17 protein-coding genes are annotated in these 25,116 nt (G+C 71.6%); 7 read left to right on the top strand and 10 right to left on the bottom strand.

The genetic code is table 11. The annotated features are described in order from the left end of the window. Positions 1-15 precede the first annotated feature (15 nt). From ACQEV2_RS02675 to ACQEV2_RS02645, 7 genes are all read right to left on the bottom strand, one after another. On the bottom strand, positions 16-876 hold the full coding sequence (locus tag ACQEV2_RS02675) for an alpha/beta hydrolase (protein WP_433036096.1): 861 nt from the start codon (positions 874-876) through the stop codon (positions 16-18). A 10-nt stretch (positions 877-886) separates the two neighbouring features. Beyond that, positions 887-1,141 carry an EF-hand domain-containing protein gene (locus ACQEV2_RS02670; RefSeq protein ID WP_433036094.1) on the bottom strand — a complete coding sequence of 85 codons (255 nt, stop codon included), beginning with the start codon at positions 1,139-1,141 and terminating at the stop codon, positions 887-889. 129 nt (positions 1,142-1,270) lie between these two features. Continuing rightward, positions 1,271-2,344, bottom strand: a complete 1,074-nt coding sequence (locus ACQEV2_RS02665; RefSeq protein ID WP_433036092.1) for a FecCD family ABC transporter permease — start codon at positions 2,342-2,344, stop codon at positions 1,271-1,273. Continuing rightward, positions 2,341-3,345 (bottom strand): FecCD family ABC transporter permease, encoded by a 1,005-nt coding sequence (locus tag ACQEV2_RS02660; protein WP_433036090.1) that lies wholly within the window; start codon positions 3,343-3,345, stop codon positions 2,341-2,343. Before ACQEV2_RS02660 ends, ACQEV2_RS02665 begins: the two co-directional genes overlap by 4 nt. A gap of 54 nt (positions 3,346-3,399) precedes the next feature. After that, positions 3,400-4,437 carry an ABC transporter substrate-binding protein gene (locus ACQEV2_RS02655; protein WP_433036088.1) on the bottom strand — a complete coding sequence of 346 codons (1,038 nt, stop codon included), beginning with the start codon at positions 4,435-4,437 and terminating at the stop codon, positions 3,400-3,402. Positions 4,438-4,616: 179 nt separating this feature from the next. Beyond that, on the bottom strand, positions 4,617-6,263 hold the full coding sequence (locus tag ACQEV2_RS02650) for a cellulase family glycosylhydrolase (protein ID WP_433036086.1): 1,647 nt from the start codon (positions 6,261-6,263) through the stop codon (positions 4,617-4,619). 44 nt (positions 6,264-6,307) lie between these two features. Further along, the gene (locus ACQEV2_RS02645) at positions 6,308-7,399 is read right to left on the bottom strand and encodes a GDSL-type esterase/lipase family protein (protein WP_433036084.1); all 1,092 of its coding nucleotides are present in this window, start codon (positions 7,397-7,399) and stop codon (positions 6,308-6,310) included. 270 nt (positions 7,400-7,669) lie between these two features. Between ACQEV2_RS02645 and ACQEV2_RS02640 the strand changes: the two genes are divergently transcribed. The 3 genes from ACQEV2_RS02640 (at position 7,670) to ACQEV2_RS02630 (ending at position 11,728) form a co-directional block, all read left to right on the top strand. Next, positions 7,670-8,830: an FUSC family protein gene (locus tag ACQEV2_RS02640; RefSeq protein ID WP_433036082.1), complete on the top strand. Its 1,161-nt coding sequence runs from the start codon at positions 7,670-7,672 to the stop codon at positions 8,828-8,830. Positions 8,831-9,380: 550 nt separating this feature from the next. After that, positions 9,381-11,021: a sigma-70 family RNA polymerase sigma factor gene (locus ACQEV2_RS02635; RefSeq protein WP_433036080.1), complete on the top strand. Its 1,641-nt coding sequence runs from the start codon at positions 9,381-9,383 to the stop codon at positions 11,019-11,021. Between the two features lie 140 nt (positions 11,022-11,161). Further along, positions 11,162-11,728 (top strand): snapalysin family zinc-dependent metalloprotease, encoded by a 567-nt coding sequence (locus ACQEV2_RS02630; protein ID WP_433036078.1) that lies wholly within the window; start codon positions 11,162-11,164, stop codon positions 11,726-11,728. Between the two features lie 11 nt (positions 11,729-11,739). On the opposite strand, the gene ACQEV2_RS02625 is transcribed toward ACQEV2_RS02630, so the two are convergent. Both ACQEV2_RS02625 and ACQEV2_RS02620 read right to left on the bottom strand, forming a co-directional pair. Beyond that, positions 11,740-14,187, bottom strand: a complete 2,448-nt coding sequence (locus ACQEV2_RS02625; RefSeq protein WP_433036076.1) for a SpoIIE family protein phosphatase — start codon at positions 14,185-14,187, stop codon at positions 11,740-11,742. Positions 14,188-14,359: 172 nt separating this feature from the next. Next, positions 14,360-16,435, bottom strand: coding sequence for a SpoIIE family protein phosphatase (locus ACQEV2_RS02620; RefSeq protein ID WP_433036074.1), 2,076 nt, complete (start codon positions 16,433-16,435; stop codon positions 14,360-14,362). 204 nt (positions 16,436-16,639) lie between these two features. Between ACQEV2_RS02620 and ACQEV2_RS02615 the strand changes: the two genes are divergently transcribed. The 4 genes from ACQEV2_RS02615 (at position 16,640) to ACQEV2_RS02600 (ending at position 23,475) form a co-directional block, all read left to right on the top strand. Next, positions 16,640-20,014 carry a pyruvate carboxylase gene (locus ACQEV2_RS02615; RefSeq protein ID WP_433036072.1) on the top strand — a complete coding sequence of 1,125 codons (3,375 nt, stop codon included), beginning with the start codon at positions 16,640-16,642 and terminating at the stop codon, positions 20,012-20,014. Between the two features lie 176 nt (positions 20,015-20,190). Next, on the top strand, positions 20,191-20,994 hold the full coding sequence (locus tag ACQEV2_RS02610; protein ID WP_433036070.1) for an aminoglycoside adenylyltransferase domain-containing protein: 804 nt from the start codon (positions 20,191-20,193) through the stop codon (positions 20,992-20,994). A 58-nt stretch (positions 20,995-21,052) separates the two neighbouring features. Then, the gene (locus tag ACQEV2_RS02605) at positions 21,053-21,838 is read left to right on the top strand and encodes a cyclase family protein (RefSeq protein ID WP_433036068.1); all 786 of its coding nucleotides are present in this window, start codon (positions 21,053-21,055) and stop codon (positions 21,836-21,838) included. After that, positions 21,835-23,475: a thiamine pyrophosphate-binding protein gene (locus tag ACQEV2_RS02600; RefSeq protein ID WP_433036066.1), complete on the top strand. Its 1,641-nt coding sequence runs from the start codon at positions 21,835-21,837 to the stop codon at positions 23,473-23,475. The genes ACQEV2_RS02605 and ACQEV2_RS02600 overlap by 4 nt, the downstream gene beginning before the upstream one ends. A gap of 70 nt (positions 23,476-23,545) precedes the next feature. On the opposite strand, the gene ACQEV2_RS02595 is transcribed toward ACQEV2_RS02600, so the two are convergent. Further along, on the bottom strand, positions 23,546-24,991 hold the full coding sequence (locus ACQEV2_RS02595; RefSeq protein WP_433036064.1) for a glyceraldehyde-3-phosphate dehydrogenase: 1,446 nt from the start codon (positions 24,989-24,991) through the stop codon (positions 23,546-23,548). Positions 24,992-25,116 lie beyond the last annotated feature (125 nt).

Genomic DNA, 25,116 nt, shown 5'->3' with positions numbered 1-25,116 from the left:
GACGGTCGCCACCCGTCAGGATCCGGCCAAGGGCCCGGCGAGTTCGCCCAGAAGCCGGGCCGCCGGTGCCGGGTCGGTCAGCCACTTCAGGTGGCTGCCCCCGAGGGTGCGGACGTCGTACGGGTTGTCCGGGGTCAGCGCGTCGCCCTCGCGGATCAGCCGGTCCTGGAGGGCGAGCGGCAGGCTCATGTCGTCGGTCAGACGCACATAGGTCTTCGGGATGCGGCCCCAGGTCGCGGCCTGCGCCCGGTCGGCCGACGAGCCGACGTCCAGGTTCTCGTCGGGCTGGAAGGTGCTGAGGAAGGCCAGGAGCTCGTCGTCGGTGCCGTCGGCGAGGAGAGCCGCCTTGAAGGCCGCGAGGGCGTCCCGATCCGCGGTGCGGAAGTTGACGCGGAGCAGGCCGAGTTCGGCCGGGTTCCCGGCCGCCGCCCGGGCCAGGGAGGCGGTGTCGACCGTGGCCATCTCCGGCTCGGCGTAGTAGTCGCCGACGTCGAGGTCGACCGGGCACCAGGAGGCGACGTAGACGATGCGGTCGATGAGGTCCGGGCGTGCGTTGGCCGCGGCGGTGGCCGTGATGCCGCCGCGACTGTGCGAGACGAGGATCACGGGGCCGTTCCGCCTGGCCCGCTCGAGGATCCCGATCAGGTGCGCGGCGTTTTCGGCGAGCGTGACGCCCTTGATCGCACCGGGCGCGGTGGCGAGCCCTTCGGGATCCTGGGGCGCCTGATAGGCGCGTGGGTAGGTGGCGCCGAATCCGTGGCCGGGCAGGTCCACTGCGACCGAACGGTGCCCGAGGAGGCCGAGTTCGGCCTGGAGCGGTGCGAAGGAGAAGGAGTTCGCGAAGGCCCCGTGGACCAGGACGAACGTCGGGTGCATGTGTCCCCTTTCAGGACCAGCCGAAACGACGGTCCACGACCGCCGCGAACTCCTCCAGGGTCAGCACCTCGTCCCCGTTCTGGTCGGCGGCGTCGAACAGTGCCGAGGAGGCGTCGTCGTCACCCACGCCCCAGAACGGCAGATCTCCCGACGCGGCCAGGGACGGGCCCTTCGTCCGCAAGGCGGTGATCACCTCTATACGGGTCAGTGTCCCGTTGTGGTCGAGGTCGAGCGCCTCGAAGAGCTTGCGGGCCTTGTCACTCATCGTGTCACCTTCGTTCCTGTCGGCAGGCGAACCGGCCCACCCCCGTTACCAGACAAGAACGCCTCCGAGCCCGCTCAGGTTCCCTCGCCGCCCGGATCGCCCGAATCATCCGCATCGGGCGCAGCCCCATCAGCGACGGACACGCGTGCGCGCGATCAGCCACATCAGATACGGCGCACCGACCGCCGCCGTGAGCACCCCCACCGGCAGCTCCACCGGGGAGAACAGGCGCCGGGCCAGCAGGTCCGCGACGAGGACGATCGTGGCGCCGGCCAGGGCGGAGGAGAGCAGCGGAATCTGCGCGGTGCGGGTCAGCCGGTGGGCGATCTGCGGGGCGAGCAGCGCCACGAAGTCGACCGGGCCCGCCGCGCCGGTCGCCACCGACGCCAGCACCACGCCGAGCGCGGTCAGACCCAGCCGGACCGGGCCGAGCCGTACGCCCAGCGCGGTCGCCGTGCTGTCGTCCAGGGACACCATGCGCTGGGCGTGCGCCGCCCACAGCAGGGCCGGGACCAGGGCCACGAGCACCCAGGCGAGGGGCGCGGCCTGGTCGTACCCCCGGCCGTTGAGCGAACCGGTCAGCCACACCTTGGCCTGCTGGGCCACCAGATAGTCGCCCTTGGTGAGAAACAGCCGGGTCAGCGACCCGAGCGCGATCGACACCCCGATCCCGACCAGGACGAAACGCGTGGCATGCAGGCCGCCCCGCCAGGCGAAGACGTAGACCAGCGCGGCGGCCGAGAGTCCGCCCGCGACCGAGACGTACGGCAGGACGGTGTACGACGTGATCCCGAAGGTCATCGCGGTCACCGTCGCCGCGCCCGCGCCGTGCGTGACGCCGATGACGTCGGGACTGGCCAGCGAGTTGCGGGCGACGGTCTGGACCAGCGCTCCGGAGACGCCGAAAGCGGCGCCGACCAGCAGCCCCGTCACCAGGCGGGGCAGACGCAGCGTGCCGACGACCAGTTCGTCGGGGCTCGGCTGCCCCAGCAGCACCCGGACGACCTGAGTGGGCGAGACGTACGACTCGCCGACGCACAGGGACACCACGGCCGTCGTCGCGAGTACGACCGCCAGCAAGGCCGCGACGGCACTCGCCCGGCGGTGCAGCAGGAAGCTGCCGGCGCCCACCCGGACGACGGTGTAGCCGGAAGGGCGCAGACGCCGAGCAGCGGGGCTCGTCCGTACAAGAGGCTGTGTCACGCCGGCACCGTCGCCTTCCTCCGAACCAGCGCGACCAGGAACGGCACGCCGAGCAACGCGGTCATCACGGCCACCGGCACTTCCGAGGGCGCGAAGACGACCCGGCCGAGCACGTCCGACACCAGGATCACCACGGGGCCCAGCAGCGCGGACAGGGCGAGCACCCACCGGTGGTCGGCTCCCACCAGGGCCCGCGCGATGTGCGGGACGGCCAGCCCGGTGAACGCGATCGGACCGGCGACCGCGACGGCGACCCCGGTCAGCACGGTCGCCGCGAGCGCGCCCAGGGCACGCAGCAGAGCCACCCGGTGACCGAGACCCCGCGCCACGTCGTCGCCGAGGGCGAGGGCATCCAGGCCCTGGGCCAGGACGGCGGCCAGCAGCAGCCCCACCAGCACGAACGGCCAGGTCTGCGCGACGACTTCGCCGTCCCGGCCGCCGATCGAACCGACGTCCCAGAAGCGGAACTCGTCCAGGGCACGGGCGTCGGTCGTGACGATCGCGGAGACCACGGAGGCGATGAACGCGTTCATCGCGGCCCCGGCCAGCGCCAGTTTGACCGGCGAGGCCCCGCCGCGTCCGCTGCCCGCCACGGCGTACGCGGCCACCGCGGCGAGCCCCGCACCGGCGAACGCGAACCAGACGTACCCGGCGGGCGTGTGCACCCCGAGGAACGCGATCGCGCAGACCACTCCCAGCGAGGCGCCCTGGCTGACGCCGAGGACGCCGGGCTCGGCGATCGGATTGCGGGTGATGCCCTGCATCACCACCCCGGCGACCGCGAGGGCCAGCCCGACCATCGCGCCGATGACCGTCCGGGGGACGCGCAGGGCGCGCACGACCTGCGCGTTGTCGCCGGTGCCGCCGTGCAGCAGGGCGTCGAACACCTCGCCGGGAGGGATCTGGCGGCTGCCGAGGGCGAGACTGAGCAGCACGGCGACGAACAGCAGGACCATGCCCACGACCGTCCAGGCGATGCGGCGCCGGGTGGCACGGGACATGCGGTTCCTCTTGCTGGGGCTGTTCGTCTGTTCGGGTACGGCGGCCGAGTGGCCTTACCGGGCCAGGTACTTCTCCAGGTCGGCGAGGACCTGCTCGGCCGCGGTGACGCCCAGGCCCAGGTACCAGGTCTCGTCCGGCACGTCGTAGGCGTGCCCCGCCTTGACCGCCTTCAGGTTCTTCCACAGCGGGTTGCCCTGCGCGCGGGACTTGTCCGTGGCCTTCGGGTCGCCGTACACGCCGGTGAAGATGTAGTCCGCGTCGGCCTGGTCGATGTTCTCGGCGCTGACCTCGGCGGCCAGGTCCTCGATGTCCTGGTTCTCGGGGCGCGGGATGCCGGCGTCCTTGAGGATGGTGCCGATGAACGAGGCGTTGGCGTAGAGGCGGATGACACCGTCGGGCAGGTAACGCACCATCGACACGTTCGGCTTGTCGGCGCCGAGCTCGGCGCCGAGCTCGTCGACCTTCTTGTCGTACGCGGCGAGCTTCGCCTTGGCCTGCGCGGTCTTGTCCAGGGCCGCCGCGTTCAGGAGGTAGTTCTCCTTCCAGGTGAAGCCGGGGCGGATGGAGAAGACCGTGGGGGCGATCTTCGACAGCTCGTCGTACTTGTCCGCGGCGCGCAGCTGGCTGCCGAGGATCAGGTCCGGTTTGAGAGCGGCGATCGCCTCGAGGTTGAGGTTGTTGATGGTGCCGACGTTCGACGGGGTGCCGGCGTCCTTCTTCAAGTAGGACGGCAGTTCGGGGGAGCCCTCGGTGGGGGCGAGGCCGACCGGCTTGATGCCGAGCGAGACGACGTTGTCGAGCTCGCCGACGTCCAGGACCACCACACGCTTGGGCTGGGACTTGATGACGGTCTCGCCCATGGCGTGCTCGATGGTGCGCGGCCACTCGCCCGGCTTGGCGGCAGTGCCCATGGCCGCGGTCTTCTTCGCGGCGGACGCGAAGTCCCCGCCGCCCTGCGCCACGGCCTTCTTGTCACCGGCCCCCGAGCCCTTGTTGCCCGCCGTGTCGTTGGAACCGCCGCAGGCCGCGAGGGACAGGGCGGCGGCGACGGCAAGAGCGACGGCGGCGGTCCCGCGGCGCCGGTGAAGCATGGCAAGGCTCCTTTTGATGCAGATTGTTCAGCCGTTAGGCCAGCCTCACCTTATCCGGATCTTGCGTGTGCCCTGCACGTGAATCTGTGTGGTTCCTGTCACGGCCTTGTGTGACTGACGTGCGCTTCCTTGGCGCCCTGAGCCGACAGCACGCCAAGGAAGCGCAGCGCGCGGGTGGTTCAGCTCAGCGAACAGGTGGAGCCGTTGAGCGCAAAGGCCGTGGGAGTCGGATTCGTGCTCCCCTTGGTGGCCGTGAAGCCCAGGGTGACGGAGCCTGCCGGGGCGATCGTCGCGGTGTACGAAACGGCGGCGACCGAGACGTCCGAGCCGCTCTGGGCCGCGGTGCCGCCCCACAGGTTGCTGACGCGTTGGGTGTCGGGGAAGGTCCAGCGCAGCGTCCAGCCGTTGATGGTCGAACTGCCGGTGTTGCGGATGACGATCTCGCCCTGGAAGCCTCCGGGCCACTCGTTCGTCACACGGTAGGCGACACCGCATGTCGCCGGTGTACCGCCGGAGGAGGTCGTGACCGTCACCGTGCCGGAGCGCGGCGAGCGGTTGCCGGCGGCGTCACGGGCGTAGACGGCGAAGGTGTACGACGTGGCCGGGGTGAGGCCGGTGAGGGTGGCGGAGGTACCCGCCGTGCTGATGACGGGGCTTTCGGTCCCGCCGCTGACCCGCACCACGTCATAGCCCCTGACGCCGGTCCCGTCACTGGCGGCACCCCAGGCCAGCTTCACCGACGACGAGGTCACCTCCGAGGCGGTCACCTCCGAGGCGGTCGGTGTCCCGGGCGCGGTCGGGGGAGTGGTGTCGCCCCCGCCCGAGGCGTAGACCGTGGCTTCCTTCGAGGTGGCGGCGACGCCGTTGGCGCCGTGGAAGACGCGCTGGCCCCAGGAGCTGAGCCGCGTCGGGTCGAAGTCGATCGCCAGGTCGAGGATCGGGTCGGTGTTGCCGCTCCAGGACCAGGCCAGATAGCCGAGCTTGAGTTGCTGTGCGGCGGCCATCATGGTGTCCTCGTCCGGGTCGCCGTACTGGTCGGGCGGACCTCCGAACTCGCCGATGAGAAGGGGCAGTTCGGCACCCACGAAGGCGTTCAGGTAGTCGGTGATCTCCTGGGCGGTGTCGTAGACGCTGTACATGTGGATCGAGAAGAGCAGGTTGCCGGTGGGGTCGGCGTTGTAGACGGACTGTGCGTTGGCGCGCATGACGCCCTGCCAGTCCTGGCCCCAGTTGGGCGCGTCCACCATGATCGTGTGCGTGAATCCGGCGCCCCGCAGCTTCTTGACGGCCGCGATCGTGGGATCGGTCCAGCCGGCGGGGTTGGTGTTGCCCCAGGGCTCGTTGCCGATGTTGATGATGACGTAGTTCTCTTCGCCGGTGAGCACGTCCTTCAGGCCGATCCAGTAGTCGGCCGCGTGGTCGAGGGTGCCGGCGGCGGCCTCCTCGCCGTAACCGGTGGTGTCGTGCACCTCCAGGACGCAGATGAGCCGGTTGGCCTTGCACCGGTCGATGACGCCCGCCACGTCCTCGGCGCTGTTCTTCGTCCAGCGGTGGCCGTCGGACAGGACGACGCGGACGGTGTTGGCGCCGAGCGCCTTGACGTCGGCCAGCGACTCCGTCTCGCCCGGGTACCAGGTGTGGGCATGGTTGACGCCGCGCAATACGAAGTCGTTGCCGTTCGCCTCCAGCAGTCGGCCGCTCTGGACGTGGAGGCCGGTGGCCGCCGCCTGCGCGGGCGTTGCGAAGGAGAGCAAGGGGGCGAGCAGGCCCAGGAGGGCGGCCACGACGGCGGCCAGTCGTGGGGCGGTGCGGGTGGGGGATCTCATGGCGGCTCCGAAGAGTGAGACGGGTGAGATGAGGTGACGGTGCGTCAGGGTGATGTGGGGTGTGCCATGCAGCTGACAGTCGCCGACGGAGCGTCGGCCGTTGCCGGGGCACTGGCGATGAAGCCGAAGGCGGTGCTCGCGCCGGGTGCGAGGGTGCCGTTCCAGTCGGCGTTGGAGACGGTGCCCGTGCCGTCCGACGCTGCTGCGAGGGTGCCGTTCCAGACCTGGGTGAGGCGGGCCCCGGCGGCCGGGGCGACCGTCGCGGTCCAGCCCGAGACGGGGGAGGCGGACGTGTTGGTCACCGTCACCTCGCCCTGGTAGCCGCCTTGCCAGGCGGACACGGCACGGAACGACGCGGTGCAGTCGGGCGGGTCGCCCGGGTCGGCCGGACCACCCGGGTCCGCGTCGAGCAGCGCGGCCAAGGCGGGATACCAGCGGGCGGCGATCTTCTCGTCGCCGGAGGCACTGGGGTGCACGCCGTCGTAGGTGTCGGTGGCCGTGTCGAAGCCCGTCCACTGGTCGACCACGGTGACGGGGGAGCGGCTGGTGCTCGTCGTGCGGGCCCACTCGGGGATCCGGGCGTTGAAGTCGACGACGCGCTGCGCGCAGCCGGTGCAGCCGCTCGGGTTCATGGGGATGAGCCGGGCGACCAGGACTTTCATGTCCGGATTGGCGGCCCGCATCTGCTCGACGAGCTTGGTGTAGGCGGCCAGGATGCGGTCGGGGGAGATGCTGCTCCAGACGTCGTTCGTGCCGAAGTGCATGACAACGATGTCCGGGAGTGTCGCGGCCAATCGCCCCGGCAGCAGGTTCTGGTCGGCCACGTTGGTCACCAACTCGCCACCGTGGCCCTCGTTGTCACCGTCGTGCGCCTGGGCGCAGCCCCGGTGGGTGAGGGTGCCGACGAAGTCGATGTCCGTGTACCCGGCGGCTTGCAGCCGGTTCCACAACAGCGCACGCCAGCAGCCGGGCGAGCCGGTGATCGAATCGCCCAGCGGCATGATGCGCACGGGGTCCGCTGCCGCCGGAGCGGCTGTGGCGGGCGGCGCGAGGGCGACCCCCACGGGCAGGAGCAGGGTCGCCGGCAGAGCGAGAAGCGGAATGATCCGCAAGGGTAAGTGGCGGGTGCTGCGCATGGTGGTCCCTTCCCTGAGTTAGGTGGGAGCGCTCCCATAAGCATCAAGCCATCCTTGTCATTGACGCGTCAAGATGTCGGCGTGGGTGCATGGCCCTTGGCGTTAGGAATTCGGGCGTCCCCCTTGCGTACGAACTCAGGCCTCCCCCCTTGGCGTACGAACTCGGGCGCCCCCGTGGCATAGGACTCGGCATCCCTCTTGCCGCAGGAAGTCGTCCCCTGGCGTGGGATGCGGGGAATCCTTCTCGGCACAGGTGGCACTTGGCTGGGGATGCGAGGGATTCGAGGGATTCGAGGGGCAGTGCTGAGTGCCCGGCGCCATGGCAGGGCGGCGGTAGAGGCGGTTCGGCGGGCATGGGTGGAGCCGGGCCGTGAGCGGGATCTGGCCGTGCAGGCGGTCAAGGCGGCTCTGGCGGCGTGTGTGGCGTGGGCCGTGGCGGGCTGGTGGCTGAAGGCGCCGATGGCGTTCGTCGCGCCATGGGTGGCGGTCGTGCTGGTGGAGTCGACGGTGTACCGGTCGATCGCCCATGGGCTGCAGCAAGTGGCGGCCATCGCCACCGGGACGGTGGTGGCGACAGGGGCCGTGCTGATGGTGGATTCGCCGTTGGGGGCGATGGGCCTGGTACTGCCGGTGGCAGTGCTGCTCGGGAACTGGCGGCGCCTGGGCAGCCAAGGGATCTACGCGGTCACGGGCGCCTTGTTCGTCCTGACCGGTGGACCGGTCACGGTCGCCGCGTCGGCTGCCCGGATCGCGGAGGCGGTCTTCGGCGCGGTGGTGGGCATCGCGGTCAATGCGCTGATCCGGCCTCCGGTGTATCTGCGCAGCACCCGCGCCGCGCTGGAGGACGCGGCCTGCGAGGCGCAGGAGATTCTGGACGCGGTGGCCGACCGGCTGGCCGAGGACGAGTGGGATGCCCACGTGGCCGGGTCCCTGCACGAGCGTGCGCTGCGCCTTTGCCGTCTGGTGGACCAGGCCCGCGCCGCGGTCGGCTGGAGCCGGGAGAGCCTGTGGGCCAACCCCCGCCGCGGCCGCGCGATATCGCCGCCCGGGCAGGACTACGACGACGCGGTCACCGTCCTCGACCACGTGGCCGTCCACACCACGGGCGTGACCCGGCTGGTGCTGGAAGCCTGTGACGGCGACGGGAAGAAGCCTAGGCCGGGTCCGCACGTCACCAAGCCGTACGCGGAGTTCCTTCACTGCAGCGCCCGCGCCATACGGCTCTACACGCAGAGCCGCTTCGCCCCGAGCGGGCAGGACGAGCGGGCGGACCAGGAACTGCGCGAGGTCGTCGAAGACCTGGTGCGCAACCTGGATGACCTGCGGCAACGGCTGCACGGCGCGATGCCCGGCGATCCTGATGTGCTGGCGACCTACGGCACATTGCTCACCCAGGCACGCCGTCTGGCCGACCAGCTGGTCAGTCACTGACCGCGCGACGCGTGGGGGCGCCAGCCGGCGTCACCTCCTGCGTCGAGCGGTGCGCGTGCATGACGGGCCGGAACGTGCCGGAACGGGTGCGCACCGCCCGTCGGGCCTTGCCGACCGTGGCCATCGCCGCCGCGCCGAGCAACGCGCGCACGTCCAGTGACCGACGCGGCTGAAGACGGCCGTCGCACGGAGCTGCCGGCGGCGCGCTCCTCATCACCGTCACCCGGTGCTTTTCCTGGCGGTGGCCGGTCGGCGTACGCCTTCCCAGACGCCCGCGACAAGGCCGCTCCGCGCTGCATGCGGGTGCGCTGATGACGTACACCATATGGGGCGAACCCCCGTAATTCTGGGCTGATGTGTGCGTCCAGGTCTCATGGTGACGTTCCGAAGCGCTCCGCCCTGCCGATGTGACGTCCCCCATTGCGCTGCCGCGCCGATCCCGTGAGTCTCTCGTGGAACTGGCGTCCGAATAACTGTTATGCGAGGCCCATCGAGCGATCTCCCATGTATCGGACAGCACCGTTCGGCGTCGAGGACAGGGAAGTTTGTGATGAGTACAGAGCGCGCGGGGGAGTCGGCGGCACTGGTGACCGCCGCCCGAGGAGGCGACCCGGAGGCTCAGGACGCCCTGGTCAGTACGTACCTCCCGCTCGTCTACAACATCGTGGGACGGGCGCTGAACGGCTCGGTCGATGTCGACGACGTGGTGCAGGAGACCATGCTCCGTGCCCTTGACGGGCTCGCAGGTCTGCGCACACCCGAAAGCTTCCGCTCCTGGCTCGTGGCCATCGCGATGAACCAGGTCCGGGCGCACTGGCAGGACCGGCAGTCCGCCCCGGGCGCGGTGGAGGAGACCGAGGACTTCCCCGACCCGGGCGCCGACTTCGTGGATCTGACCATGATGCAGCTTCAGTTGTCCGGCCAGCGCCAGGAGACCGCACGCGCCACCCGCTGGCTGGAGCCGGACGACCGAGGGCTGCTGTCGCTGTGGTGGCTGGAGTGCGCGGGTGAGCTGACCCGGACCGAGGTCGCCGCGGCTCTGGAGCTGTCGCCGCAGCACACGGCGGTCCGGGTGCAGCGGATGAAGGCGCAGTTGGAGGCGGCCCGGGTCGTCGTGCGGGCGCTCGACTCGCGGCCGCTGTGCGAGGAACTGCGGGGCCTGCTGGCCTCCTGGGACGGCCGGCCCTCGGCGCTGTGGCGCAAGCGAATAGCCCGGCATGCCCGCGGATGCGTGCGCTGCTCAGGACTGTGGAGCGGGTTGATGCCTGCGGAGGGGCTGCTGGCCGGCCTCGCGCTGGTCGCGGCGACGCCCGTGCTCTTGGAGAGGGTGCTGTCCGCCTCCGGCGGGATGGCCGCGGTCGGCTCGGCGTCCCGGCTGGACGCGTCCGGAGGTCATGGAGGGTCGGCGTCGGGAGCCGGGCACCGTGCCGGGCGCGGCCGTTCGGCCTCCCGCAGTGAGGCCCGTCGACGTCGCCGCAACCGGCGCCGGGCCGTCGGCGGTGCCGTCGTGGCGGCCTGCGTGGCAGGTGGCGGACTCTGGTACTTCGACACGGACTCGGGGACCGGGACCCGCGCCGAAGAAGCGACCGCTGCACGGACCGCCGGAGCCCCGGCAGTGGACCTCGCGGAACCCAGCCCCGTGGAGACCTCCCCGTCGGCGTCCAGATCGCCGTCGCCGTCCGCGTCGCCGTCCAAGAAGGCGAGCCCTTCCAAGTCCCCGCGCCCCGCCCGGAAGAGCCCGACTCCCCAGCAGTCCCCTCGTCCGACCCGGGCCGCGGCCAGTACCCCGCAGTCGCAGCCGGCCCCGACGGACACCGTCGGGCAGGTGGTCGCGCTGGTGAACAAGGAGCGGGCGGACGCCGGTTGCGGGCCGCTCACGGAGGACCCGCTACTGAACAAGGCCGCGCAGGGCCACTCCGACGACATGGCTGCCCGCAACTTCTTCGACCACACCAACCCGGACGGCGCCGACCCAGGGCAGCGCATCACCGCCGCGGGCTACACCTGGTCCACGTACGGGGAGAACATCGCTCAGGGCCAGCAGACCCCGGAGGCGGTGATGGACTCCTGGATGAACAGCCCCGGCCACCGTGCCAACATCCTCAACTGCTCGTTCAAGGACATCGGCGTGGGCATCCACGACGGCTCGGGCGGACCTTGGTGGACGCAGAACTTCGGCGCCAAGCAGTGAAATCGCCCTGCAGGGCGCACAGTTCACGGCATACGCGCGGGCGTCAGGATCACTCGACCGGATTCACCGCTGCCTCGGCTGGGCAATGACCCCAGAGTGTGTCATGAGCACGACTCCCTTCCCCCACGAGGAGGTCGCACATGCACGTCCGTACGCTGACCGGCAGCCTATCCACCGCCCTGGCCGTGTCCTTGTCCCTGGTGGGCAGCCCCGCCGTGGCCGCTTCCCCCGACGCCGTGGGCCACCCCCTGGCCGCCCGGGTCCTCACCTACGACGCGAGCGGCTCCGCGGAGTTCAGGAGCGCGGTGGACCGGGGCGCGGCGATCTGGAACGAGAGTGTGGACGCGGTCGAGCTGCAGCCGGCCGCCACCGGGCAACGCGCCAACATACGGGTCCTGGCGGACAACGGCTGGCCGCGCGCGCTGCCCACCACGCTGGGCAACGGAACCGTCTACATCGGGCGTCAGGCCGTCGACCAGGGCTACAACACGGTTCGTATCTCCGCCCACGAACTCGGGCACATCCTCGGCCTGCCCGATCGCAAGCCCGGGCCCTGCTCCAGCCTGATGTCCGGCTCCAGCGCGGGCACCGCGTGCACGAACCCGTATCCGGACGCGGCGGAAAAGGCGGAGGTCGAGGAGAACTTCGCCGGTGCGCTCGCCGGACGGGCCCCCGTACCGGCTCTCACCGGCGTCATCGTGGACTGAGGCGTGTCACGTCACGCGCCTGACTCCCCGTCAGCCTGCGACAGCGGCTGCTCGGCCCAGATGGTCTTGCTGTTGCGGCCGTAGCGCGTGCCCCAGCGCTCGGACAGCTGGGCCACCAGGAACAGGCCTCGTCCGCCCTCGTCGGTGCTGTGGGCCTGACGCAGGTGGGGCGAGGTGCTGCTGGTGTCGGAGACCTCGCAGATGAGGTGGCCGTCCCGGATCAGGCGCAGCAGCACCGGGCCGCCGGCGTACCGGTAGGCGTTCGTGACCAGTTCGCTCACGATCAGTTCGGTGGTGAAGGCCAGCTCCTCAAGTCCCCACTCGGTCAGCCGCTCCGTCACCAGGCTCCGGGCCCGGCCGGCCGCGGTGGGCTCGGCCGGCAGTTCCCAGGTGGCCACCTTCTCGGCCGCCAGCACCCGGGTCCGGCCCAGCAGCAGCGTGACATCGTCGGCGGACCGGTCGGGCAGCAACGCGTCCTCCACCGCCTTGCACATGTCCTCCAGCGAGCGGGCCGGACCGGCCACCGCGGTGCGCAGCAGGTCGAGCCCCTGGTCGACGTCACGGTGGTCGGCCAGGAGCAGGCCGTCGCTGTACAGGGCGAGCAGGCTGCCCTCGTCCAGGTCGAGCTCGGCCGTCTCGAACGGCAGCCCGCCGAGACCCAGCGGTGGTCCAGCGGGCAGGTCGATCGGGCGCACCCGGCCGTCCGGCCCCAGTACGGTCGGCGGCGGGTGCCCTGCGCGCGCCATCGCGCACGTCCGGGAGACCGGATCGTAGATCGCGTACAGGCAGGTCGCGCCGACGATCTGCGGGGCGTTCCCATCGGTCTGCCGCTGTTCGGTGGCCAACTGGTCCACCAGGTCGTCGAGCCGGGCGAGGACCTCGTCCGGGGCCAGGTCGAGGTGCGCCAGGGTGCGCACGGCGGCGCGCAGCCGGCCCATGGTCGCCGAGGCGTGCATGCCGTGGCCGACGACGTCGCCGACGACCAGCGCGACCCGCAGTCCGGACAGCGGGATGACGTCGAACCAGTCGCCGCCGACACCGGTGGAGGCCTGCGCGGGCAGGTAGCGGTGGGCCGTCTCGACCGCCGGGTGCTCGGGCACCTCACTCGGCAGCAGGCTGCGCTGGAGGGCCTCGGCGGCCTGGTGCTGCTGGGTGTAGCGGCGGGCGTTGTCGATGCAGACCGCGGCCCTCGCGGCGAACTCCTCCGCCAGGGTGAGGTCGTCCTCCTCGAACGGCTCCGGCCGCTGTACCCGCCACAGGCAGACCACGCCGAGGACGACACCGCGCGCCACCAGCGGCACCACCATCAGCGAGTGGACACCCATCGCGAGCACCTTCTCGGCCCGGTCCGCGTCGTCGGTGAACCACACCTTGCTCACCTGCAGATTGGGCTGCAGCACCGCACGCCGCTCGGCCAGGCAGCGGGCCTGCGCGGACTGCTCGGGGAAGGAGAACAGATGGTCGACGGGATACATCACCTGCAACGCCTCGGGCAGAACGCTGCGCGCCGCCATCCTGCGCAAGGGGCCCGTGGCATCCGGGGCCGGCTCCTCCCCGCGGGTCACGGGTTCGAGCAGATCCACCGAGACGGCGTCGGCGAGCGCGGGAACCGCCACCTCGGCCAGCTCGCGCGCCGTCCTGGCCACGTCCAGGGTGCTCCCGATCCGGGTGCCGGCCTCGTTGAGCAGCGCGAGCCGCCGACGTGCCCGGTGGCGGTCGGTGACGTCCTCGACGATCTCGGTGACGCCCAGCACCCGGCCGGAGGGGTCCTGCATCCGGAAGGCGGAGACGGAGACGAAGAGCTCCTTCTGCGGGTCCCGAAGCAAGCGGCAGGGCTGCTCGGCGAAGATCACGGGCTCACCCGTCTCGAGCACCCGCCGGAGCCTGTCCTCGACCAGTGCCGCGTCCGGGCCGAGCAGGAAGTCGGTGGTGCGAAGCCCGCGGTACGCCTCGGAGGGCAGTCCGCCGAACCGTGCGATCGCCCGGTTCACCCGCAACAGGCGCAGATCCGGGCCGAGCACCGCGACCCCCACCGGGGACCGGCGGAAGAAGCCGTCCAGCATGGCCCGGTCGATCTCCCACTGGACGATGTCCTCGGCGAGCGAGCCGACGAGGAGCCACTCGACGGTGGAGTCCAGTCGTTGCACCCTGCGCGCCCGGAACCCCACGTACACGCGGTGGCCCGCGCGGTGCAGGACCGGCAGCAGCCCGAACCAGCCGCGCTCGCGCAGGCACTCGGCGGTCGCCTCGGCGATCAGGGCCTCGTCCCCGCTGTCGACCAGGACCTCGCGCACCGTCCGGCCCAGCACCTCCTCGGCCCGGTGCCCGAGGAGGGCGGTGGCCTGTTCGCTCCAGGCGACGATGCGCCCCCGGCCGTCCAGCACGGCGGATGCCGACCGGTGGACCGAGAACGGATCCTCCGGGCTCTCGCTGAGCGTCGTCGGGGATGTGTTGTGCATCGCCCACCCATCTCGCACCGTTCGCGGGGCCGGTGGCGCGGCGCCCCGGGGCGCTCCTGCCGTTCCGGATGTCTGGCTTTCAGCGACTCACCCCCAGTATCGGCTCTGCGGACACTGCGTGCCTCGTCGTCGCGGCCGGGGCGGGCTGTCCGCCGGCGCACGGACGGCCAGGTCACCGGGGCAGCGCGCGGGCGAGGAGGACCGCCACGTCGTCGTCGGCCACGTCGGGCATGACGTGCGCCAGGAGGGCGTCGCAGATGTCCTCCAGGGGATGCCCGGGATGCCGCAGCGCCTGGGCCAGACGGCGCATGCCCTGGTCGAGGTCGGAGCCGCGGGTCTCTATCAGACCGTCGGTGTAGGTCACCAGGAGGCTGTGGGGAGGAAGGACCAGCTGCTGGACCTCGCAGTCCTGCCCGCCCACGCCCAGCGGCGGGCCCGCGGGTCCCTCCAGGAAGGCGACCGCTCCCCGCCCGTCGGCGACCACGGGCGGCGGGTGGCCCGCCCGGGCGATCAGACAGCGGCCGGTGCCCGGGTCGTGCACGGCGTACAGGCAGGTGGCCATCTCGTTGTCGCCCAGGTCCGCGACGGCGGCGTCCAGGAAGCGCAGCACCTGGTCGGGCGGCGTGTCCCGGCGTGCCAGGGTCCGTACGGCGGTGCGCAGCTGTCCCATCACCGCCGCGGCGTGGATGCCGTGCCCCATCACGTCGCCGATCACCAGGGCGGTCCGGTCGCCCGACAGGGCGATGGCGTCGAACCAGTCGCCGCCGACCTCGTTGTCGCCGGCCGGCAGATAACGGCCGGTGAGTTCGAGCCCGCGGACGACGGGCAGCAAGGGGTTCATCAGGCTGCGCTGGAGGGTGAGTGCCGCGTCGCGTTCCCGGCCGTACATGCGCGCGTTGTCGATGTTCAGCGCGGCCCGGGCGACCAGCTCGTCGATCAGCAGGATGTCCTGGTCGTCGAAGGGCTCCCGGTCCCGGGTGCGGGTGACCACCACCGCGCCGAGCACGGTGCCCCGGGCCACCAGCGGCACCAGTCGTGCCGCGCCCACGCGGGCGCGCAGATAGTCGCGCAGCCGGTCGACGCCGGGGGTGGTGATCAGCGGGCCGATGTCGCTCAGGTACAGGTTCATGGGCCGCCCGGCGGTCATGATCTGCTCGTACACCGAACCGGGCGGGACCTGAAGGGTCATGCCGACCGCGAGGAGGTCGGCCGGCGCGGCCGGATCGGTGAAGACCGCCGCCACCCGGCGGACCACGCCGTGCGCCGACGCGGCGGTCTCGTCCGGGGCCACCGCCTCCTCCAGCAGCTGGACGTCGGCGGAGTCGGCCAGCCGGGGCACCAGGACGCGGACCACCTCCCGCGCGGTCTGCGTCAGATCCAGCGTGGAGCCCATCTGCGTCCCCGCCTCCGCCAGCAGCGCAAGACGCCGCCTCGCCTGCTCCGCCTCCACGTGGGCCCGCTGCCCCTCCGTGACGTCGATCAGCGAGGCGATCACCCCCACCCGCTGGCCGGCACCGCCGAGCAAGGGGGCGTAGGAGCAGGACCACGTCCGCCGCCGCTCCGGATCCGCGGCGGAGGACGTGTGGCGGAAGTCCACCACCGCCTCACCCCGCTCGAGCACCTGCCGCATCACCGACTCCAGCACGCCGGCGCTCGGGGCGACCTCGGTGACGCGCCGGCCGACGTGCTCGGCCACCGGCACGCCGTCGATCCGTGCCAGAGCCTCGTTGACCCGCAGGAAACGCAAGTCGGGACCGAGCATGGCCAGGCCGATCGGGGACTGAGTGAACAGACCCTCCAGCGCCGCCAGCGCATCCCGCATCTGCTCCACCGCCGAGGTCTCCGCCGCGATGGCCAGCACACCCGTCCGCTCCCGCCCGTCCGCGATCGGACAGATCCACATCTCCATCTCGACGAGGGATCCGTCGCGATGCCGCACCGGCAGCCGTGCGACGACAGCCGCGCCCGACCGCACCCTCCGGGTGAGCCGGTCGGCCAGTTCCCGGTTCTCCTCGGGTACGAGGACACGGTTGGCGTCCTGGCCCACCATCTGTTCCGCCGTGTGACCGAGCAGGTCCTGCGCGGCGAGCGACCACTGCACCAGGCGCCCGTCGGCATCGGCCACCCACAGGGCCAGCGGGAGCAGATCCTGGAACACCCCCGCGTGTCCCACCGCGGCCGTGCGCCGATCCGGCGTTTCGCCGATCGCTTCGTGGGCACGTGCATCGCGGTGACTCGCGCCGGCCATCAGGGCACCTCGCTCACACCACCCTTGACCACAGGAGGCTCAAGGACAGCGTAGGCCCGTCCGGTCGCTCGGGTGCCGGTGGTGCGCTGTGACCGGTTGCGGAACGGACGAGATCATCGCGAGTGGCCCGGCTCACATGGCGTGAAAGGAGTGCCGCCGACACCATGGGTGCTCTCCGTCACCGGCAGGCTGAAGGGATCAAGAATGTTCCGCAAGGTGCTGGTCGCCAATCGCGGTGAGATCGCGATTCGTGCGTTCCGCGCAGGCTACGAGCTGGGCGCACGCACGGTCGCCGTCTTCCCGCACGAGGACCGCAACTCCCTGCACCGGCTGAAGGCCGACGAGGCCTACGAGATCGGCCAGCCCGGACATCCGGTGCGGGCCTATCTCTCCGTGGAGGAGATCGTCCGGGCCGCACAGCGGGCCGGGGCGGACGCCGTCTACCCGGGTTACGGCTTCCTGTCCGAGAACCCCGATCTGGCCAGGGCGTGCGAGGAGGCGGGCATCACGTTCGTCGGGCCGAGCGCGGAAATCCTGGAGCTGACGGGCAACAAGGCGCGCGCGGTGGCCGCCGCACGCGCGGCCGACGTCCCGGTGCTGGGTTCCTCGGCGCCGTCCACCAATGTGGACGCCCTCGTCAGCGCCGCCGAGGACATCGGCTTCCCCGTGTTCGTCAAGGCGGTCGCGGGCGGCGGCGGGCGCGGCATGCGCCGCGTCGAGGACCCCGCCCAGCTGCGCGAGTCCATCGAGGCGGCGTCCCGCGAGGCGGCGTCCGCGTTCGGCGACCCCACGGTCTTCCTGGAGAAGGCCGTCGTCGAGCCCCGCCACATCGAGGTGCAGATCCTCGCCGACGGGCAGGGCAACGTCATCCACCTCTTCGAGCGGGACTGTTCGGTGCAGCGCCGTCACCAGAAGGTGATCGAGCTCGCGCCCGCCCCGAACCTCGACCCCGATCTGCGCGATCGGATCTGCGCCGACGCCGTGCGCTTCGCCCGGCAGATCGGCTACCGCAACGCCGGCACGGTGGAGTTCCTGCTGGACCGCGACGGCAACCACGTCTTCATCGAGATGAACCCGCGCATCCAGGTCGAGCACACGGTCACCGAGGAGGTCACCGACGTCGACCTCGTCCAGGCCCAGCTGCGTATCGCCGCCGGCGAGACCCTGGCCGACCTGGGGCTGTCGCAGGAGACGGTCACCCTGCGCGGCGCCGCCCTTCAGTGCCGTATCACCACCGAGGACCCCGCCAACGGCTTCCGCCCGGACACCGGCCGCATCACCGCCTACCGTTCCCCGGGCGGTTCGGGCATCCGCCTCGACGGCGGTACCACCCACGCCGGTACGGAGATCAGCGCGCACTTCGACTCGATGCTGGTCAAACTCACCTGCCGGGGCCGGGACTTCGCCACCGCGGTGGGCCGTGCCCGGCGTGCCGTGGCCGAGTTCCGCATCCGCGGCGTGGCCACCAACATCCCCTTCCTGCAAGCGGTGCTGGACGACCCCGACTTCCAGGCCGGCCGGGTCACCACGTCGTTCATCGAAAAGCGCCCGCACCTGCTGACCGCCCGCCACTCCGCCGACCGCGGCACGAAGCTGCTCACCTACCTGGCCGACGTCACGGTCAACAAGCCGCACGGCGAACGGCCCGACCTGCTCGACCCGTTGACCAAGCTGCCCGCGCTGCCGGCCGGTGAGCCCCCGGCCGGCTCCCGGCAGCGGCTCGCCGAACTCGGCCCGGAGGGCTTCGCGAGCTGGCTGCGCGCCTCCCCGACCATCGGTGTCACCGACACCACCTTCCGCGACGCCCACCAGTCGCTGCTCGCGACCCGGGTGCGTACCAAGGACATGCTCGCCGTCGCCCCGGTGGTGGCGCGCACCCTGCCCCAGCTGCTGTCCCTGGAGTGCTGGGGCGGCGCCACATACGACGTCGCCCTGCGCTTCCTCGCCGAGGACCCGTGGGAGCGCCTGGCCGCCCTGCGGGAGGCCGCGCCGAACATCTGCCTGCAGATGCTGCTCCGCGGCCGCAACACCGTCGGGTACACGCCGTACCCCACCGAGGTGACCGACGCCTTCGTGCACGAGGCCGCCGCCACCGGCATCGACATCTTCCGCATCTTCGACGCGCTGAACGACGTCGACCAGATGCGGCCCGCCATCGAGGCCGTACGGGAGACCGGAACGGCCGTCGCGGAGGTGGCCCTGTGCTACACCTCCGACCTGTCCGACCCGTCCGAGAAGCTCTACACCCTCGACTACTACCTGCGCCTGGCCGAGCAGATCGTGGACGCGGGCGCCCATGTCCTGGCGGTCAAGGACATGGCGGGCCTGCTGCGGGCACCGGCCGCGGCGAAGCTGGTGTCGGCTCTGCGCCGGGAGTTCGACCTGCCGGTCCACATCCATACCCACGACACCGCCGGCGGCCAGCTCGCCACCTACCTCGCCGCCATCCAGGCCGGCGCGGACGCGGTGGACGGGGCGGTGGCGTCCATGGCCGGCACGACCTCGCAGCCGTCGCTGTCCGCGATCGTGGCCGCCACCGACCACTCCGACCGGCCCACCGGCCTCGACCTCCAGGCCGTCGGCGACCTGGAGCCGTACTGGGAGAGCGTCCGCAAGGTATACGCCCCCTTCGAGGCGGGTCTCGCCTCGCCGACCGGCCGCGTCTACCACCACGAGATCCCCGGCGGGCAGCTGTCCAACCTGCGCACCCAGGCGATCGCGCTCGGCCTCGGCGACCGCTTCGAGGAGATCGAGGCGATGTACGCCGCCGCCGACCGGATGCTGGGCCGCCTGGTGAAGGTCACCCCGTCCTCGAAGGTGGTCGGCGACCTGGCCCTGCACCTCGTGGGTGCAGGCGTGTCCCCGGCGGACTTCGAGGCCGAGCCGGACCGCTTCGACATCCCCGACTCCGTCATCGGCTTCCTGCGCGGCGAGCTGGGCACTCCGCCCGGCGGCTGGCCCGAGCCGTTCCGCAGCAAGGCGCTGCAGGGCCGCGCCGAGGGCAAGCCGGTGCAGGAACTGACCGCCGACGACCGCAAGGGCCTGGCGAAGGACCGGAGGGCGACGCTCAACCGGCTGCTGTTCCCGGGGCCCACGCGCGAGTTCGAGACGCACCGCGACTCCTACGGCGACACCAGCGTGCTGGACAGCAAGGCGTTCTTCTACGGGCTGCGCCCGGGCAAGGAGTACGCCGTCGACCTGGAGCGCGGCGTGCGGCTGCTGATCGAGCTGCAGGCCATCGGCGACGCGGACGAGCGCGGCATGCGCACCGTGATGTCGTCCCTGAACGGCCAGCTGCGGCCCATCCAGGTCCGCGACCGGGCGGCGGCCTCGGACGTGCCCGTCACGGAGAAGGCCGACCGGGCCAACCCCGGCCATGTCGCGGCGCCGTTCGCCGGCGTGGTGACCCTCACGGTCGCCGAGGGCGAGGAGGTGGAGGCCGGTGCCACGGTCGCCACCATCGAGGCGATGAAGATGGAGGCCTCGATCACCGCCGCGAAGTCCGGCAGGGTGGCCCGGCTGGCCATCAATCCCATCCAGCAGGTCGAGGGCGGCGACCTTCTCGTCGAACTCGCCTGAGCAGGCCCGGGATCGCCGTCGGCGCCCCGCGCAGGGGGAGGTATCTGCGCGGGGCGCCGGCGGGCCCAAGCGGAGGCCGGGCGCAGACCACCGGGTCTCCGGCGTGCAGCCCGGCCTCCTGCGGTGCGGACGTTGTCGGGCATTCGCAGATTTCCGGTCTGGGCGACACTGACCCCATGACCCGGACGCTCACAGACCCCCACGCCGTCCCCGCCGAGCTCCGCCCCTACCTCGCGGAGCTCGTCCACCGCACCCACACCGTCTGCGGATCCCACCTGGCGAGCGTCATCGCGGTCGGCTCCGTCGCGCTCGGCGACTACCGGCACGGGCGCAGCGACACCGACGTCACGGTGATCGTCGACCGGTCCCTCCCCGAGCGGGCGCTGCCGGAGCTCGCCGCCGCACTCGCGCACCCCGCCCTGCCCTGCCCGGCGGCGGGACTGGAACTGGTGGTCTACGACGAGGACTTCGCGGCCCGCCCGTCCGGCGAGGCCGGCTACCTGCTGGACCTCAACACCGGGCCGCTGCTGCCCGAGCGGGTCAGCCTCGACCCCGCGCAGTCCCCGGCGTTCTGGTACGTCATCGACCGTTCCGTCGCCCATCAGGCCGGGCGCGTGCTGTACGGCAGGCCGGCGCGGGACGTGATCGCCGAACCGGCCCGCGCCGGAGTGCTGACCGCGATCCGCGCCTCGGTCCGTGAGCACAGCGCGGGCGAAGGGCATCTCGCGGACAACCGGGTCCTCAACGGCTGCCGCTCCGTGGAGTACTGCCGGACCGGCCGCTGGGCCGCCAAGCGCCGGGCGGCGGAGGCGGTCGCGGCGTACGAGGCGCGCTTCCGGCCCCTCCTGGAGGCGGCATTGCACAGCTACGAACGCCCCGCGCGGGTCTCCGCCGAGCTGCCCGCGGCCGACGTACGGGACTTCCTGAGCTGGGTCGCCGAACGCGTCGACGAAACGGTCGGTCTGTCGGACCGTATCTGAACAACCGTCATACCGGCCTGCGATGCTGTCAGTTCCAGCACCGACCCAGGAGGCGCCCATGTCCGAGCCGTCCGTCCTCGCCGCGCTGGTGGCCGCGTTACGGAGTGGGGCCGTCGAAGTCGTCGACCTCACCTCGCCGTTGTCGTCGTCGACCCCGGTGATCCAGCTGCCGCCCGAGTTCGGGCAGACCGCCGTGTTCGAACTGGAGGAGATCAGCCGGTACGACGACCGCGGTCCCGCCTGGTACTGGAACAACTTCCGCAGCGGCGAGCACACCGGCACCCACTTCGACGCCCCGAACCACTGGGTCACCGGCAAGGACCTCACCGACGTGGCCTCGGTGCCGGCCCGCAGACTGATCGCCCCCGCGGCCGTGCTGGACTTCACCGCCGAGGCCGCCGAGAACCCCGACTTCCTGGTCGAGATCGACCACGTGAAGGCATGGGAGGCCGACCACGGGCCTTTGCCCGACGGGGGTTGGCTGCTGCTGCGCACCGGCTGGGATGCCCGCGCCGAGACGCAGGAGGCGTTCCTCAACGCCGACGAGAACGGCCCGCACACCCCCGGTCTGTCGCCGGAATGCGCCCGCTGGGTCGCCGAGGAATCACCGGTGATCGGCCTCGGAGTCGACACGGTCGGTACGGACGCCGGACGCGCGTTCTCGTTCGACCCGGCCTTCCCGTGTCACGCCCACCTCATGGGCAGCGACAAGTACGGCCTGACCCAGTTGCGCAACCTCGCCGCGCTCCCGCCGACCGGATCCGTCGTCATCGCCGGACCGCTGCCCATCGTCACCGGCTCCGGCGCTCCCGCGCGCGTGCTCGCACTGGTGGAGCGCTCATGAAGGTCGCGGAAGCGGTCGGCCGGGCGCTGTGCGCGGCCGGAGTGGGTCAGGTCTTCGGGGTGGTCGGGTCGGGCAACTTCCACGTCACGAACGCCATGGTCGCGGCGGGCGCGCGGTTCGTCGCCGCACGCCATGAGGGCGGCGCGGCGACGATGGCCGACGCCTACGCCCGGACCAGCGGCACGGTGGCGGTGGTGAGCGTGCATCAGGGTCCCGGGTTGACGAACGCGATGACGGGGATCGCGGAGGCGGCCAAGAGCCGTACGCCGCTCGTCGTGCTCGCGGCCGAGGTGACCGAGCCCAGGTCCAACTTCTACGTCGACCAAGAGGCGTTGGCCCGAGCGGTGGGCGCGGGCACGGTCCGGGTCACGTCGGCGCAGAGCGCGGTCGAGGAGGCGTGCGGGGCGGTACGGCTGGCGGTGCAGGAGCGGCGTACCGTCCTGCTCAACCTCCCCCTGTCGGTGCAGGCCCTGGACGTGCCCGACGGAGCTCTGGCGCACGCCGCGCCACCGCCGGGGCGGGCCGCGGTCGAGCCGGACGCGGACGGCGTGTCGGCCTTGGTGGACCTGCTGGGCCGGTCCCGGCGGCCGGTCTTCGTGGCCGGCCGGGGAGCGCGGGGACCCGGCAGCCGGGAGGCACTGGAGGCACTCGCCGAGCGCTACGGCGCGCTGCCGGCCACCTCGGCCGTCGCCCATGGGCTCTTCCACGGCAACCCCTGGTCCCTGGGCATCTCCGGCGGTTTCGCCTCCGCCCTGGCCTCGGAGCTGATCCAGGGCGCGGACCTGATCGTCGGCTGGGGCTGCGCCCTCAACATGTGGACGATGCGGCACGGCGGCCTCATCGGCGCCGACGCCACCGTCGTACAGGTCGACGACGAGCCGTCGGCACTCGGCGCCCACCGGCCGGTGCACCTGGGCGTCCTCGGCGACGTCCGACTCACCGCGCGCCGGGTGGCCGAGGCGGGCGGTGAACCACGGCAGGGCTACCGCAGACCCGAGATCGGCGAGGCCCTCATGGCACGCGTCCGCCTGCGCGACGTGCCGTACGAGGACACCGGCACGCGGGACCGGATCGACCCGCGGACGTTGAGCATCGCGCTCGACGACATCCTCCCCGCCGAGCGGGTGGTCGGCGTGGACTCGGGCAACTTCATGGGCTATCCGAGCGCGTACTTGTCGGTGCCGGACGAGAAGGGCTTCTGCTTCACGCAGGCCTTCCAGTCGATAGGGCTGGGGCTGGCGACCACGATCGGGGCGGCGCTGGCCCAGCCGGACCGGCTGCCCGTGGCCGCGCTCGGGGACGGCGGCGCGTTGATGAGTGCCGTCGAGCTGGACACCGTGCGCCGGCTCGGGCTGCCGATGGTGGTGGTCGTGTACGACGACGAGGCGTACGGCGCCGAAGTGCACCACTTCGGTCCCGCCGGGCACCCGCTGGACACCGTCCGGTTCCCGCCGACGGACATCGCGGCCGTGGGACGGGGCTATGGCTTCGAGGCGGTGACCGTGCGGACGCCGGCCGACCTGAAGGCCGTGGAGGACTGGGTCGCCGGGCCGCGATCCGCACCGCTGCTCATCGACGCCAAGGTGGTCGCCGACCGCGGGTCGTGGTGGCTGGAGGAGGCGTTCCGCGGCCACTGAGCGCGGGAAGCACCGACCCGCCTGTCGGCACCGCATTGCCGGCAGACGGGTCGGTGACGGCTGGGCGGGATCAGACCGCCGGAGCCGGGTAAGTGGGGTACTCCACCCCGGAGACGTGCTGCACGACACGGATGACCTGGCAGGAGTAGCCGAACTCGTTGTCGTACCAGAGGTAGAGGATCGCGTTGTCGCCCTCCACCTTCAGCGCGCCGGCGTCGACGATCGAGGCGTGCCGCGAGCCGATGAAGTCGCTGGAGACCGCGTCGGGGGCTGTGATGAAGTCGATCTGGCGGCGCAGCGGCGACGTCAGCGACACATCGCGCAGGTAGTCGAGGACCTCCTCGCGGGAGGTCTCACGCGCGAGCTGGAGGTTGAGGATCGCGATGGAGACGTCCGGCACCGGGACGCGGATCGAGCTGCCGGAGATCTTCGCCTTGAGGTCGGGCAGCGCCTTGGCGACGGCCGAGGCGGCGCCGGTCTCGGTGATGACCATGTTCAGCGGCGCGGAGCGGCCGCGGCGCTCGGACTTGTGGTAATTGTCCAGCAGGTTCTGGTCGTTCGTGAACGAGTGGACCGTCTCCACGTGCCCGCGCAGCACGCCGTACTCGTCGTCCATCGCCTTCAGCGGCGGCACGATCGCGTTGGTGGTGCAGGAGGCGCAGGACAGGATCTGCTCGTCCGGCTTGACGGTGTCGTGGTTGACGCCGTGGACGATGTTCGGGACGTCGCCCTTGCCCGGCGCGGTCAGGACGACCTTGTCGATGCCGGGGCGCAGGTGCTGGGAAAGACCCTCGCGGTCGCGCCACTTGCCGGTGTTGTCGATGAGGATGGCGTTCTTGATGCCGTACGCCGTGTAGTCGACCTCGGACGGGTCGCCCGCGTAGATCACCTTGATCGCGTTGCCGTTGGCGAAGATCGTGCTGCTGGCCTCGTCCACGGTGATCGTGCCCTGGAACTGGCCGTGGATGGAGTCACGGCGCAGCAGCGAGGCGCGCTTGACGATGTCCTGCTCGCCCCCGCCGCGCACGACGATGGCACGCAGCCGCAGGCCGTTGCCGGAGCCGGCCTTCTCGATCAGCAGGCGGGCGACGAGGCGGCCGATGCGGCCGAAGCCGTAGAGGACGACGTCGCGTCCCTCGCCGCGCTCGATCTTGTTGGCGCCGGTGGCCCCGGCGACGGCCTCGGCGGTGAAGGCCTCCACGGACAGGCCGCGGTCGTCGGCCTTGTACGTCGCGGCCAGCATGCCGATGTCGATCTGCGACGGGCCGAGGTCGAGCGCGGCCAGCGCCTGGAGGAAGGGCAGCGTCTCGGTGACCGAGAGCTCCTCGCCCGCGATCTGCCGGGCGAACCGGTGGGTCTTCAGGATGCTGACCACCGACTTGTTCACCAGGGAGCGGCTGTGGAGGAGGACGGTGACGTCCCGCTCCCGGTGCAGCTTCCCGATGAGCGGGATCATCGACTCCGCGATCTCCTCGCGGTTCTTCCAGTTGGTGAACGAGTCGTCGTTGACAGTCACGGGCCTATCTTTCGAGCTAGGTGGCGCTCATATGCTAACCATGCGATGCGGCGGGTGTTCACAGGGGGGTCACACGAGGGGCGAGATGACCGATATTGAGGTTGTTTGCATGACATGCGGGCCGG

Origin of the sequence: Streptomyces sp. CA-251387 (assembly GCF_050936625.1) — a bacterium.
Taxonomy (GTDB): Bacteria; Actinomycetota; Actinomycetes; order Streptomycetales; family Streptomycetaceae; genus Streptomyces.
The sequence above is the reverse complement of the archived record's forward strand: the minus strand, read 5'-3'. Positions and strand labels throughout refer to the sequence as shown.